11 protein-coding genes are annotated in these 13004 nt (G+C 65.9%); 6 read left to right on the top strand and 5 right to left on the bottom strand.

Going from position 1 to position 13004, the window contains the following annotated elements; all coding sequences use genetic code 11:
- Nucleotides 1-217: 217 nt before the first annotated feature.
- Nucleotides 218-1705 carry a polyphosphate:AMP phosphotransferase gene (gene pap / locus V0R62_RS13605; protein WP_330104089.1) on the bottom strand — a complete coding sequence of 496 codons (1488 nt, stop codon included), beginning with the start codon at nucleotides 1703-1705 and terminating at the stop codon, nucleotides 218-220.
- Nucleotides 1706-1840: 135 nt separating this feature from the next.
- Between pap and mnmC the strand changes: the two genes are divergently transcribed.
- The 5 genes from mnmC to V0R62_RS13580 all read left to right on the top strand — a co-directional run bounded on the left by mnmC (nucleotide 1841) and on the right by V0R62_RS13580 (nucleotide 9350).
- Entirely contained in the window at nucleotides 1841-3811 is a 1971-nt protein-coding gene (gene mnmC / locus V0R62_RS13600; RefSeq protein ID WP_330104088.1) for a bifunctional tRNA (5-methylaminomethyl-2-thiouridine)(34)-methyltransferase MnmD/FAD-dependent 5-carboxymethylaminomethyl-2-thiouridine(34) oxidoreductase MnmC, read from the top strand.
- Nucleotides 3812-4043: 232 nt separating this feature from the next.
- Nucleotides 4044-5831: an N-acetylglutaminylglutamine amidotransferase gene (locus tag V0R62_RS13595; protein ID WP_330104087.1), complete on the top strand. Its 1788-nt coding sequence runs from the start codon at nucleotides 4044-4046 to the stop codon at nucleotides 5829-5831.
- A 3-nt stretch (nucleotides 5832-5834) separates the two neighbouring features.
- Nucleotides 5835-7580: an N-acetylglutaminylglutamine synthetase gene (gene ngg / locus V0R62_RS13590; protein ID WP_330104086.1), complete on the top strand. Its 1746-nt coding sequence runs from the start codon at nucleotides 5835-5837 to the stop codon at nucleotides 7578-7580.
- Nucleotides 7581-7761: 181 nt separating this feature from the next.
- The gene (locus V0R62_RS13585) at nucleotides 7762-8946 is read left to right on the top strand and encodes an osmoprotectant NAGGN system M42 family peptidase (protein ID WP_330104085.1); all 1185 of its coding nucleotides are present in this window, start codon (nucleotides 7762-7764) and stop codon (nucleotides 8944-8946) included.
- A gap of 176 nt (nucleotides 8947-9122) precedes the next feature.
- Nucleotides 9123-9350 (top strand): YheU family protein, encoded by a 228-nt coding sequence (locus V0R62_RS13580; RefSeq protein WP_050704590.1) that lies wholly within the window; start codon nucleotides 9123-9125, stop codon nucleotides 9348-9350.
- Nucleotides 9351-9357: 7 nt separating this feature from the next.
- Here V0R62_RS13580 and V0R62_RS13575 read toward each other — a convergent pair whose 3' ends face one another.
- The gene (locus V0R62_RS13575) at nucleotides 9358-9543 is read right to left on the bottom strand and encodes a carbon storage regulator (protein ID WP_330104084.1); all 186 of its coding nucleotides are present in this window, start codon (nucleotides 9541-9543) and stop codon (nucleotides 9358-9360) included.
- 124 nt (nucleotides 9544-9667) lie between these two features.
- Nucleotides 9668-10483, bottom strand: a complete 816-nt coding sequence (locus V0R62_RS13570) for an SDR family oxidoreductase (protein WP_330104083.1) — start codon at nucleotides 10481-10483, stop codon at nucleotides 9668-9670.
- A 202-nt stretch (nucleotides 10484-10685) separates the two neighbouring features.
- On the opposite strand from V0R62_RS13570, the gene V0R62_RS13565 reads away from it, so the two are divergent.
- Complete coding sequence (locus V0R62_RS13565; RefSeq protein WP_046854586.1) at nucleotides 10686-10838, top strand: DUF3309 family protein; 153 nt, start codon at nucleotides 10686-10688, stop codon at nucleotides 10836-10838.
- A gap of 77 nt (nucleotides 10839-10915) precedes the next feature.
- Here the strand turns inward: V0R62_RS13565 and V0R62_RS13560 are convergent, their stop codons facing one another.
- The gene (locus tag V0R62_RS13560; protein WP_280081727.1) at nucleotides 10916-12580 is read right to left on the bottom strand and encodes a cation acetate symporter; all 1665 of its coding nucleotides are present in this window, start codon (nucleotides 12578-12580) and stop codon (nucleotides 10916-10918) included.
- Nucleotides 12577-12888, bottom strand: a complete 312-nt coding sequence (locus V0R62_RS13555; protein WP_028690856.1) for a DUF485 domain-containing protein — start codon at nucleotides 12886-12888, stop codon at nucleotides 12577-12579. The genes V0R62_RS13560 and V0R62_RS13555 overlap by 4 nt, the downstream gene beginning before the upstream one ends.
- Nucleotides 12889-13004 lie beyond the last annotated feature (116 nt).

The raw sequence follows: 13004 nt of genomic DNA, 5'->3' as shown, positions 1-13004 counted from the left end.
GGGGAAGGTGCAGTCTAAAGGCTTGCCGGGGAGGATGTGGCGGGAAAAGATTTCATCAGGTCATTCCCTGGATGCATGTCTGATTACCCCAGCCGGGCTGACACCGTCACTGTAGGAGCGGCCTTGTGCCGCGAATGGGGCGCGTAGCGGCCCCGGCAATCCATGGGTAAACGCCGATCCTGGGGCCGCCTTGCGGCCCTTTCGCGGCACAAGGCTCCTACCTCTTGGCGAACGCTGCCTCCAACGCCTGGTTGATCGTGCGCAACACCTTCACCCGCGTCCAGCGCTTGTCGTTGGCCTCCACCAGGGTCCACGGCGCAATCTCGGTGCTGGTGCGGTCGACCATGTCGCCCACCGCTTCGGAATAGACATCCCACTTGTCGCGGTTGCGCCAGTCTTCCTCGGTGATCTTGTAGCGCTTGAACGGAATCTGCTCGCGCTCCTCGAAACGCTCCAGCTGGGTCTGCTGGTCGATGGCCAGCCAGAACTTGACCACCACCACCCCGGCGTTGCTCAACTGCTCCTCGAAGTCGTTGATCTCGCCATAGGCGCGCATCCAGTCCGCCGGGCTGCAGAAGCCCTCGACCCGCTCCACCAGCACCCGGCCATACCAGGAGCGGTCGAAGATGGTGAACTTGCCCCGCGCCGGAATGTGCCGCCAGAACCGCCACAGGTAAGGCTGGGCACGCTCTTCCTCGGTGGGCGCGGCAATCGGCACGATGCGGTACTGACGCGGGTCCAGCGCCGCCGCCACGCGACGGATCGCCCCGCCCTTGCCGGCAGCGTCGTTGCCTTCGAACACCGCCACCAGGGCGTGACGACGCATGCGCTTGTCGCGCAGCAGGCCGGCCAGGCGCGCCTGTTCGGTGACCAGTTGCTCCTGGTAGTCGTGCTTGTCCAGGCGCAGGGTCATGTCCAGGGCGCCGAGCAGGCTCTTCTGGTCGATGCTGCGCCCCAGCGGCGCGACGTTGCCCTGATGCTTGCCCTTGGGGTTGTTGGCCAGGGCCGCCTGCAGGCTCTCCAGCAGGATGCGCCCCACCGCCAGGCTGCGGTAATGCGGATCGACGCCCTCGATCACATGCCACGGTGCGTAGTCACGGCTGGTACGGCGCAGCACCCGCTCGCCGAAACGCACGAAGCGGTCGTAGGTTTCCGATTGCTGCCAGTCCAGCGGGCTGATGCGCCAGTTGTGCAGCGGGTCTTCCTTGAGCGCCTTGAGCCGCGCCTTCATCTGCTTCTTGGACAGGTGGAACCAGAACTTGATGATCAGCGCGCCTTCGTCGCAGAGCATCTGCTCCAGGCGCTCGGCGCCGGCGATGGCCTGGTCGAGCACGGCGTCCTTGAACTGGCCATGCACGCGGCCTTCGAGCATCTGGCTGTACCAGTTGCCGAAGAACACGCCCATGCGCCCCTTCGGCGGCAGCGCCCGCCAGTAGCGCCAGGCCGGTGGCCGGGCCAGTTCCTCGTCGGTCTGCTGGTCGAAGGTGCGCACCTCGATCAGCCGCGGGTCCATCCACTCGTTGAGCAGCTTGACCGTCTCGCCCTTGCCGGCGCCCTCGATGCCGTTGATCAGCACGATCACCGGGAAGCGCGCCTGCTGCTTGAGTTCGTACTGGGCTTCGAGCAGCGCCTCGCGCAGGGCGGGAACTTCCGCTTCGTAGGTATCCTTGTCGATGCTGTGACCGATTTCGGCGGATTCGAACATGGAGGGCTCCTTCAATGGATAAGCAAGATTAGCGGATTTGCGCCATCCGTATCGATCCTGTCGCGCCTTGCGATAAGGCCGACACTTGCCGCGCGGATCGCTTAAAATCCGTGATCCGCTGCAACCGAGCCGACCATGTCCGACACCACCCTCCCCCAGCACGCCCAGATCGACTGGGACGACCAGGGCCGCCCCCACTCCCGGCAATACGACGATGTCTATTTCGCCGTCAACGAAGGCATCGACGAGACCCTGCACGTGTTCATCGAGCAGAACCACCTGCGCCAGCGCTTCGCCGAGCTGGCGCCGCAGGACTGCCTGGTGATCGGGGAAACCGGCTTCGGCACCGGCATGAACTTCTTCTGCGCCTGGCAGCTGTTCGCCGAACTGGCCCACGCCGAGGCGCGCCTGCACTTCGTCAGCGTCGAAAAGTACCCCCTGAGCCGCGACGACCTGGAGCGCGCCATGCGGCTGTGGCCGGCGCTGGCGGCCTTCACCCGGCCCCTGCTCGATCAGTACGTGGCGATCCATCCGGGTTTCCAGCAACTGAGCCTCGATGACGGCCGCGTCACCCTTACGCTGATGATCGGTGATGCGCTGGAACAACTGCCGCAACTGGACGCGCGCATCGACGCCTGGTTCCTCGACGGCTTCGCCCCGGCGAAGAACCCTGACATGTGGACACCGGAACTGTTCGCCCAGCTGGCGCGCCTGTCGCCCCCCGGGACCACCCTCGGCACTTTCACCACTACCGGCTGGGTGCGCCGCTCGCTGATCGAGGCCGGCTTCACCATGAAGAAGGTGCCCGGGATCGGCAAGAAATGGGAAGTGATGCACGGCGTCTACAGCGGCGCGCCAGCCGCCCCCGCGGCGCCCTGGTACGCCCGCCCGGCGCCCTTGCCGGGGCCACGCGAGGCGCTGGTGATCGGTGCCGGCCTGGCGGGCAGCGCCACGGCGCGCAGCCTGGCGGCCCGGGGTTGGCAGGTCAGCGTGCTGGAGCGCCACCACGGGCCGGCCCAGGAGGCCTCGGGCAACCCACAGGGCGTGCTGTACCTCAAGCTGTCCGCCCACGGCACCGCCCTGTCGCAGATGATCCTTTCCGGCTTCGGCTACACCCGTCGCTGGCTCGAACACCTGCAGCGCGGTCAGGACTGGGATGCCTGCGGCGTGCTGCAACTGGCCTTCGACGACAAGGAAGGCGAACGCCAGGCCAAGCTGGCGAGCGCCTTCGACAACAGCCTGCTGCGCCAGCTCGACCGCGTGCAGGCCGAAGCCGTGGCAGGCGTGGCGCTGGCCAGCGGCGGCCTGTTCTACCCCGAGGGTGGCTGGGTGCACCCGCCGGCGTTGTGCCAGGCCCAACTGGAGCATCCGCGCATCCGCTTGCTTGGCCATGCCAACGTCATCGAACTGCGCAAGGCCGAAGGACTGTGGCAGGCCTGGGACGGCGAGCGCCTGCTGGCCAGCGCGCCGCTGGTGGTGTTGGCCGGGGCTGCCGATGTCCGTGACTTCCCGGCCTGCGCCGGGCTGCCGCTCAAGCGCATTCGCGGGCAGATCACCCGTTTGCCGGCCACCGTGGCCAGCCGGGAGCTGTGCACAGTGGTCTGCGCCGAAGGCTATGTGGCGCCGCCACGTGGCGATGAGCACACCTTGGGCGCCAGCTTCGACTTCCATAGCCAGGACACCACACCGACCATAGCCGAGCACCAGGGCAACCTGGCAATGCTGGACGAGATATCCACGGACCTGGCCGAGCGATTGGCCGTCGGCAAGCTCGATGTCGAGCAACTGGAAGGTCGCGCGGCGTTCCGTTGCACCAGCCCCGACTACCTGCCCATCGTCGGGCCGCTGGCCGATGCCGAGGCGTTCAACCAGGCCTACGCCATGTTGGCCAAGGATGCGCGGCAAGTACCCGAAGTGACCTGCCCGTGGCTGGAGGGGCTGTATGTGAACAGCGGGCATGGCTCGCGCGGTTTGATTACTGCACCGCTGTCCGGGGAGCTGATTGCGGCGTGGGTCAGTGGTGAGCCGTTGCCGGTGGCCAGAGCCGTGGCCGAGGCCTGCCATCCCAACCGTTTCGCGCTGCGCCGGTTGATTCGAGGTAAATAGCCAGATCGCCGGGGGCGCTTTGCGCCCCTATCGCGGCACAAGGCCGCTCCTACATAGGCGACCGCGATCCCCTGTAGGAGCGGCCTTGTGCCGCGAAAGGACCGCGCAGCGGTCCCAGTCCCCGACATTCATATATAACAGATTGATCTAAAACTCTCACAACCTACCTCGGTCCCTACCTAAGTGCCCCCCTTTCGGGCACCTTCCCCAACGGCAAAACCGGTAAGGACTTATGTGCGGATTAGCAGGAGAGTTACGTTTCACCCCCATCGACCAAGCCCCACGCCCGGCGGACCTCGCCGCGGTGGAGCGCATCACCCACCACCTGGCGCCCCGCGGCCCCGACGCCTGGGGCTTCCATAGCCAGGGCCCGATCGCCCTCGGCCACCGGCGCCTGAAGATCATGGACCTGTCCGACGGCTCGGCCCAGCCCATGGTCGACAGCACCCTGGGCCTGGCGCTGGCCTTCAACGGCGCCATCTACAACTTCCCCGAGCTGCGCGAGGAGCTGCAGGCCCTGGGCTACAGATTCTGGTCCGACGGCGACACCGAGGTCCTGCTCAAGGGCTACCACGCCTGGGGCGCGGCGTTGCTGCCCAAGCTCAATGGCATGTTCGCCCTGGCCATCTGGGAGCGCGACAACCAACGCCTGTTCCTGGCCCGCGACCGCCTGGGCGTCAAGCCCCTGTACCTGTCGCGCAACGGCGAGCGCCTGCGCTTTGCCTCGACCTTGCCGGCGCTGCTCAAGGGCGGTGATATCGACCCGATGATCGACCCGGTGGCACTGAACCACTACCTGAATTTCCACGCCGTGGTGCCGGCGCCGCGCACCCTGCTGGCCAATGTGCAAAAGCTCGAGCCCGGCACCTGGATGCGCATCGACCGCCATGGCGAGGTCGAGCGCCAGGCCTGGTGGCAACTGCACTACGGCCCGAACCCGGACGAGCGCGAGCTCGACCTGGAAGGCTGGACCAGCCGCGTGCTCGACGCCACCCGCGACGCCGTGGCGATCCGCCAGCGCGCCGCAGTGGATGTCGGCGTGCTGCTCTCCGGCGGCGTCGACTCCAGCCTGCTGGTCGGCCTGCTGCGCGAGGCCGGGGTGGACGACCTGTCGACCTTCTCCATCGGCTTCGAGGACGCTGGCGGCGAGCGCGGTGACGAGTTCCAGTATTCCGACCTGATCGCCAAGCACTACCACACCCGCCACCACAAGCTGCGCATTGCCGAGCACGAGATCATCGAGCAGTTGCCGGCGGCCTTCCGCGCCATGAGCGAGCCGATGGTCAGCCATGACTGCATCGCCTTCTACCTGCTCTCGTGGGAGGTGGCCAAGCACTGCAAGGGCGTGCAGAGCGGCCAGGGCGCCGACGAGCTGTTCGCCGGCTACCACTGGTACCCGCAGGTGAACGGCGCCGAGGATGCCTTCGTGGCCTATCGCGAGGCGTTCTTCGACCGCAGCCACGCCGAATACCGCGACACCGTGCAGGCGCCGTGGCGTCTGGACAGCGATGCGGCCGGCGACTTCGTCCGCGAGCACTTCGCCCGCCCCGGCGCGCCGGACGCGGTGGACAAGGCCTTGCGCCTGGACAGCACGGTGATGCTGGTGGACGACCCGGTCAAGCGTGTGGACAACATGACCATGGCCTGGGGCCTGGAGGCGCGCACGCCGTTCCTCGACTACCGCCTGGTGGAGCTGTCGGCACGCATTCCGGCGCGCTTCAAGCTGCCCGACGGCGGCAAGCAGGTGCTCAAGCAGGCGGCGCGCCGGGTCATTCCCCACGAAGTGATCGACCGCAAGAAAGGCTACTTCCCGGTGCCCGGCCTCAAGCACCTGCAAGGCGCCACCCTTGACTGGGTGCGCGAGCTGCTGACCGACCCCAGCCAGGATCGCGGGCTGTTCGAACCGGCCATGCTCGACCGCCTGCTGAGCAATCCCCACGGCCAGCTCACCCCGCTGCGCGGCTCCAAGCTGTGGCAGCTGGCAGCCCTGAACCTGTGGCTCAGCGAACAAGGAATCTGACCGATGAAAGCCCACGAGATCGCCTACGGGCAGCGCCTGTTGCGCGGCCAGGCGCCGTCCTATGAGCGTCTGCAGGCACGCCTGGCCGGCGACGGCAGCGAACCCCATGACCAACCGCGGGCCGTGCATTGCGGCTGGGGGCGGCTACTGATCGGGCATACCTACCCCGACCCGCTCAGCCTGGCCGAAGCGCTGCTGCAAGAACAGGCCGGCGAGCGCGACATCGCCCTGTACGTCGCCGCTCCGCAGCAGGTACTGGCCCAGGCGCCGCAACAACTGTTCCTCGATCCGTCGGACACCCTGCGCCTGTGGTTCACCGACTACCGACCGGCGCAGCGTGTGTTCCGCGGTTTTCGCATTCGGCGGGCGCAAGGTCCGGCGGACTGGCAGGCGATCAATGCACTGTACCAGGCCCGTGGCATGCTGCCGGTCGATCCCGAGCTGCTCACCCCACGCCACCTCGGCGGGCCGGTGTACTGGCTGGCCGAGGACGAAGACAGCCACGCGGTGATCGGCAGCGTCATGGGCCTGGACCACGGCAAGGCCTTCGACGACCCCGAGCACGGTTGCAGCCTGTGGTGCCTGGCGGTGGACCCGCACTGCACCCGCCCGGGCGTCGGCGAAGTGCTGGTGCGTCACTTGATCGAGCACTTCATGAGCCGTGGCCTGGCCTGCCTCGACCTGTCGGTGCTACACGACAACCGCCAGGCCAAGCGGCTGTACAAGAAGCTTGGGTTCCGCACCCTGCCGACCTTCGCCATCAAGCGCAAGAACGGCATCAACCAGCCGTTGTTCCTCGGCCCCGGCCCCGAGGCGGGGCTCAACCCCTATGCGCGGATCATCGTCGACGAAGCGCTGCGCCGAGGCATCGAGGTCCAGGTGGATGACGCCGATGCCGGGCTGTTCACCCTGAGCCTGGGCGGACGGCGCATCCGCTGTCGCGAATCGTTGAGCGACCTGACCAGCGCCGTGACCATGACCCTCTGCCAGGACAAGCGCCTGACCCGCCAGGCCTTGCACAACGCTGGCCTGCAGGTACCGGCGCAGCAACTGGCGGGGAGCGTCGATGACAACCAGGCGTTCCTCGACGAGCATGGCGCGGTAGTGGTCAAGCCGGTGGATGGCGAGCAGGGTCAGGGGGTGGCGGTCAATATCACCACCCTCGAAGCGCTGAGCCATGCCGTGGAGCAAGCCCGCGCCTTCGACAGCCGCGTGCTGCTGGAGAGCTTCCATGCAGGCGTCGACCTGCGCATCGTGGTGATCGGCTACGAGGTGGTGGCCGCGGCGATCCGCCATCCGGCCCAGGTGATCGGCGACGGCAGGCACAGCCTGCGCGCACTGATCGAGGCCCAGAGCCGGCGCCGCCAGCTGGCCACGGGCGGCGAGAGCCGTATCCCGCTTGACGAAGAAACCGAGCGCACGCTCAAGGACTCGGGGCTGGGCTACGACGACATCCTGCCCGCCGGCCAGCGGCTGGCCGTGCGCCGTACCGCCAACCTGCACACCGGCGGCACCCTGGAGGATGTCACCGCGCGCCTGCACCCGGTGCTGGCCGATGCCGCCGTGCGTGCCGCCCGCGCCCTGGAAATCCCGGTGGTGGGCCTGGATCTGATGGTCCGCGATGCCGAACATCCGGACTACGTGATCATCGAGGCCAACGAGCGTGCGGGGCTGGCCAATCATGAACCGCAGCCCACGGCTGAGCGCTTCGTCGACCTGCTGTTCCCGCATAGCCGTCCCTTGGCCTGACAGCCCCTCGATTTTTGTAGGAGCGGCCTTGTGCCGCGAAAGGGGTGCGAAGCGCCCCCAGGATTTCAGCTTCGCTGCATCTATCGCCGGGCCCGCTTTGCGGGCCTTTCGCGGCACGAGGCCGCTCCTACAAAAGCCTTGCCCACAGTTTGGAAATTTCACCCCGACCGGAGACCTGGACATGTCCGAACGACTCCCCGAACCCGATCTCGACTACCTCAAACGCGTTCTGCTGGAAATGCTCGCCATCCCCAGCCCCACCGGCTTCACCGACACCATCGTGCGCTATGTCGCCGAACGCCTGGACGAACTGGGCATCCCCTTCGAGCTGACCCGTCGCGGCACCATCCGCGCCACCCTCAAGGGCCGCCAGAGCTCACCCGACCGCGCCGTCTCGGCGCACCTGGACACCATCGGCGCCAGCGTGCGCCAGTTGCAGGACAACGGTCGCCTGGCCCTGGCGCCGGTGGGTTGCTGGTCAAGCCGCTTCGCCGAGGGCAGCCGGGTCAGCGTGTTCACCGACACCGGCGTGTACCGCGGCAGCGTGCTGCCGCTGATGGCCAGCGGGCACGCCTTCAACACCGCCATCGACCAGATGCCGATCAGCTGGGAACATGTGGAAGTACGCCTGGACGCCTACTGCGCCACCCGCGCCGATTGCGAGGCGCTGGGGATCGCCATCGGTGATTGCGTCGCCTTCGACCCGCTGCCGGAGTTCACCGAAAGCGGCCATATCAGCGCCCGCCACCTGGACGACAAGGCCGGCGTGGCGGCCTTGCTGGCGGCGCTCAAGGCCGTGGTGGAAAGCGGCCGCCAGCCACTGATCGACTGCCACCCCTTGTTTACCATCACCGAGGAAACCGGCTCAGGCGCCGCGGCCGCCCTGCCCTGGGACGTCAGCGAATTCGTCGGCATCGACATCGCCCCGGTGGCACCGGGGCAGGCCTCCAGCGAGCACGCGGTGAGCGTGGCCATGCAGGATTCCTCCGGGCCTTATGACTATCACCTGTCGCGCCACCTGCTGAAGCTGGCCGGCGATGCTGATTTGCCGGTACGCCGCGACCTGTTCCGCTACTACTTCAGCGACGCCCATTCGGCGGTGACCGCCGGGCACGATATCCGCACCGCCCTGGTGGCCTTCGGCTGCGATGCCACCCATGGCTACGAGCGCACCCATATCGACAGCCTGGCGGCGCTCAGCCGGCTGCTCGGCGCCTACCTGCTCAGCCCGCCGGTGTTCGCCAGCGACTCGCAGCCGGCCAATGCCTCACTGGAGCGCTTCAGCCACCAGCTGGAACACGACGCGCAGATGGAAAGCGACACCCGGGTGCCGGCGGTGGACAGCCTGGTGGGCAACAAAAGCTAAGCTCATACGCCTACCCCTGTAGGAGCGGCCTTGTGTCGCGAACGGGTCGCGTAGCGACCCCTGGATCAAAGATCGCCGGGGCCGCTTTGCGGCCCGTTCGCGGCACAAGGCCGCTCCTACAAGGGAATAGTAAATTCACGTAGCATGCCCCCATTCCCACAACCACCGCCCAGACCATGCTGATTCCCTACGACCAACTCGAAGCCGAAACCCTGACCCGTCTGATCGAGGACTTCGTCACCCGCGACGGCACCGACAACGGCGATGACACGCCGCTGGAAACCCGCGTGCTGCGGGTGCGCCAGGCCCTGGCCAAGGGGCAGGCCTTCATCCTGTTCGACATGGACAGCCAGCAGTGCCAGTTGCTGGCTAAGCATGAGGTTCCGCAGGAGCTGTTCGAGTAGCAGGCCTTCAAGCTTGTTGCTTCTCCAGCTCCAGTGCCTTGATGCGCTTGTACACCTCGACCCGGTGCACCTCCACCTCGCGCGGCGCGCAAATACCGAAACGGACCTGGCCGTTCTCCACGGACATCACCTGGATTCTGATGTTTTCGGAAATGACGATGACCTCGCCCACTTCTCGTCCAATTACCAGCATGTTCCGATCCTCCAGCTCAAGGGAAAATCGGAGACTGCCCCGCCAGCTTTGGCCTACTCAATCCTTCTCAGGATAAATAGACGCGACCTACTGGCGAGGGTAAAAAAACCTACAGAAACTTCCCTCAATGCGCGATTTTGCGTGCCTTCGCCCGCATTTTCACCGCCATGTCCGCCATTTCATCGTACAGCCGCTGAGGCGCCTGGCATTTGAGCTGCCAGGCCTGGCGCCCGGCTTCATGGGGCAGGATCAGGAACTCGCCAGCGGCGACCCGCTGGTGGATATGCTCAGCAATATCGGCGGCATTGATCGGCGAGCCTTCCAGCAGCTTGCCCACCTGTGCCTTCATCGCCGGATCCGGCCCGCGGAACGAGTCGAGCAGGTTGGTCTGGAAGAACGAAGGACACACCACGTGCACCGCCACTTCGACCTGGCGCAGCTCCACCAGCAGGCTCTCGGACAATGCCAGTACACCGGCCTTGGCCACGTTGTAGTTGCTCATGCCCGGCCCCTGCATCAGGGCGGCCATGGAGGCGATGTTGATGATCCGCCCGCGGCTGCGCTCGAGCAGCGGCAGGAAGGCCTTGCAGCCCTTGACTACGCCCATCAGGTTGACCGCGATCTGCCAGTCCCAGTCCTCCAGGGACAAATCGGCGAAGAACCCGCCCGAGGCCACCCCGGCATTGTTGACGATCACATCGATGCCGCCGAACTTCTCCTCGCAGGCCTGGGCCAGGGCGGTGAGCTGGCTGTAGTCGCGCACGTCGCAGCGCTGGATGAAGCCTTCACCGCCAGCACCGCGCACCAGTTCCAGGGTCTCGCGCAGGCCCGCTTCATTGACATCGGCCAAGGCCAGGCGCCAGCCATCACGGGCCCAGCGCAGGGCGATCTCGCGGCCAAGGCCAGAGCCTGCGCCAGTGATCATCATTCGGTTGTGCATGGTCAGCTGCCTTGAACAGTGGGATTGGCCTGGAGTCTAGCCAGAACGCAGGCCACAGCGGTGCAGCATCAGAATGCTGAATGAGGATCCATCCACCCGGGGCCGGCACAACCGATGGAATCTTTGCCCACCGCCAACAGTCGGAACAGTAAGCGCCCAGCATTCCGAGGCCCTTGACCCTCAACCACGCAAGGACTCCACCATGACCACGATCCTCATCATCATCCTGATCCTGCTGCTGATCGGTGGCTTGCCGGTCTTCCCCCACTCGCGCAGCTGGGGCTACGGTCCTTCCGGCATCATCGGCGTGGTGCTGGTGGTGTTGTTGATCCTGTTGCTGCTCGGTCGGATATGAGCCTGCCATTGCAGCTGGCTCCCCGTTGAACGAAAACGCCCCGGCAAGCCGGGGCGTCGTTCAGACAGCAGCCTGGATCAGTGGGAAACCGCCCCGCTGGCTCCAAGGCCGGTCTGCGAACGGACGAACTGCGGGAAGAACAGCGCGCGCTCGTCCTCGGCGGCCTTGGACTTGTCGGTGACCGAGAAGAACCAGATGCCGGCGAAGGCGATGATCATCGAGAACAGCGCCGGGTACTCGTACGGATAGATGGCTTTCTCATGACCGAGGATCTGCACCCAGATGGTCGGGCCCAGGATCATCAGGCCCACCGCGCTGACCAGGCCCATCCAGCCGCCGATCATGGCGCCGCGGGTGGTCAGTTTCTTCCAGTACATCGAGAGCAGCAGCACCGGGAAGTTGCAGCTGGCGGCGATGGAGAAGGCCAGGCCGACCATGAAGGCGATGTTCTGCTTCTCGAACAGGATGCCCAGACCAATCGCCAGCACGCCCAGGGCGATGGTGGTGATCTTCGACACGCGGATCTCGTCCTTGTCGTTGGCCTTGCCCTTGCGCCAGACGCTGGCATACAGGTCATGGGACACCGCCGAGGCACCGGCCAGGGTCAGGCCGGCGACCACCGCCAGGATGGTGGCGAAGGCCACCGCCGAGATGAAGCCGAGGAACACGCTGCCACCCACGGCATCGGCCAGGTGCACCGCCGCCATGTTGTTGCCGCCGATCAGGGCGCCGGCGGCGTCCTTGAAGTCGGGGTTGGTGCTGACCAGCAGGATCGCGCCGAAGCCGATGATGAAGGTCAGGATGTAGAAGTAGCCGATGAAACCGGTGGCGTAGAGCACGCTCTTGCGCGCTTCCTTGGCGTCGCTGACGGTGAAGAAGCGCATCAGGATGTGCGGCAGGCCGGCGGTACCGAACATCAACGCCAGGCCCAGCGAGAACGCCGAGATCGGGTCCTTGACCAGGCCGCCCGGGCTCATGATCGCCTCGCCCTTGGCGTGCACCTTGATCGCCTCGGAGAACAGGGTGTTGAAGTCAAAGCCCACGTGCTTCATCACCATCAGCGCCATGAAGCTGGCACCGGACAGCAGCAGCACCGCCTTGATGATCTGCACCCAGGTGGTGGCGAGCATGCCGCCGAACAGCACGTACAGGCACATCAAGATGCCCACCAGGATCACCGCCACGTGGTAGTCCAGGCCGAACAGCAGCTCGATGAGTTTGCCGGCACCGACCATCTGCGCGATCAGGTAGAACGCCACCACCACCAGCGAGCCCGAGGCCGACAGGGTGCGGATTTCCTTCTGCCCGAGGCGATACGAGGCCACGTCGGCGAAGGTGTACTTGCCCAGGTTGCGCAGGCGCTCGGCGATCAGGAACAGGATGATCGGCCAGCCGACCAGGAAGCCGATGGAGTAGATCAGGCCGTCGTAGCCCGAGGTGAACACCAGCGCGGAAATACCCAGGAACGAGGCCGCCGACATGTAGTCACCGGCGATCGCCAGGCCGTTCTGGAAGCCGGTGATCTTGCCGCCGGCGGCGTAGTAGTCGGCCGCCGACTTATTGCGTTTGGAGGCCCAGTAGGTAATGCCCAGGGTGAAGGCGACGAAGGCCACGAACATGGCGATCGCCGAGACGTTCAGCGGCTGTTTCTGCACCTCGCCGGTCAGGGCATCGGCGGCCCACACGGCGGGTGCAAAGGCACCGCAGGCCAGGACGGCCAGGGTTTTGGCGTGACGGATCATTGCTTGGCCTCCTCGAGAATGGCCTTGTTCAGTTCATCGAACTCGCCGTTGGCGCGACGCACGTAGAGCGCGGTGAGCACGAAGGCCGAGACGATCAGCCCGACGCCCAGGGGAATGCCCCAGGTGATCGACGAGTCGGGGCTGAGCTTGGCGCCCAGCACGTGCGGGCCATAGGCGATGAGGAGGATGAAGGCGCAGTAGAGGCCGAGCATGATCGCCGAGAGAATCCAGGCGAAGCGCTCGCGCTTGGTGACCAGTTCCTTGAAGCGCGGACTGTTCTGTATCGATTGGTAAATGCTGTCGTTCATTGTTTTTGTCCTAGCAGCACAGAGTAGGGATAACCCGACTCCAACTTTATGCTGCCGCTGGACGCCAACCAGACGACCTTAGTCTTAGATGCAACGGTGTTTTACAGATTTCGCAA

This window comes from Pseudomonas carassii (assembly GCF_036324045.1).
In the GTDB taxonomy this organism is placed as follows: Bacteria; Pseudomonadota; Gammaproteobacteria; order Pseudomonadales; family Pseudomonadaceae; genus Aquipseudomonas; species Aquipseudomonas peradeniyensis.
The sequence above is the reverse complement of the archived record's forward strand: the minus strand, read 5'-3'. Positions and strand labels throughout refer to the sequence as shown.

Coding starts and splice junctions, on each gene's coding strand:
- pap (WP_330104089.1), bottom strand. CDS start 1,705: ATGTTCGAATCCGCCGAAATCGGTCACAGCATCGACAAGGATACCTAC.
- mnmC (WP_330104088.1), top strand. CDS start 1,841: ATGTCCGACACCACCCTCCCCCAGCACGCCCAGATCGACTGGGACGAC.
- V0R62_RS13595 (WP_330104087.1), top strand. CDS start 4,044: ATGTGCGGATTAGCAGGAGAGTTACGTTTCACCCCCATCGACCAAGCC.
- ngg (WP_330104086.1), top strand. CDS start 5,835: ATGAAAGCCCACGAGATCGCCTACGGGCAGCGCCTGTTGCGCGGCCAG.
- V0R62_RS13585 (WP_330104085.1), top strand. CDS start 7,762: ATGTCCGAACGACTCCCCGAACCCGATCTCGACTACCTCAAACGCGTT.
- V0R62_RS13580 (WP_050704590.1), top strand. CDS start 9,123: ATGCTGATTCCCTACGACCAACTCGAAGCCGAAACCCTGACCCGTCTG.
- V0R62_RS13575 (WP_330104084.1), bottom strand. CDS start 9,543: ATGCTGGTAATTGGACGAGAAGTGGGCGAGGTCATCGTCATTTCCGAA.
- V0R62_RS13570 (WP_330104083.1), bottom strand. CDS start 10,483: ATGCACAACCGAATGATGATCACTGGCGCAGGCTCTGGCCTTGGCCGC.
- V0R62_RS13565 (WP_046854586.1), top strand. CDS start 10,686: ATGACCACGATCCTCATCATCATCCTGATCCTGCTGCTGATCGGTGGC.
- V0R62_RS13560 (WP_280081727.1), bottom strand. CDS start 12,580: ATGATCCGTCACGCCAAAACCCTGGCCGTCCTGGCCTGCGGTGCCTTT.
- V0R62_RS13555 (WP_028690856.1), bottom strand. CDS start 12,888: ATGAACGACAGCATTTACCAATCGATACAGAACAGTCCGCGCTTCAAG.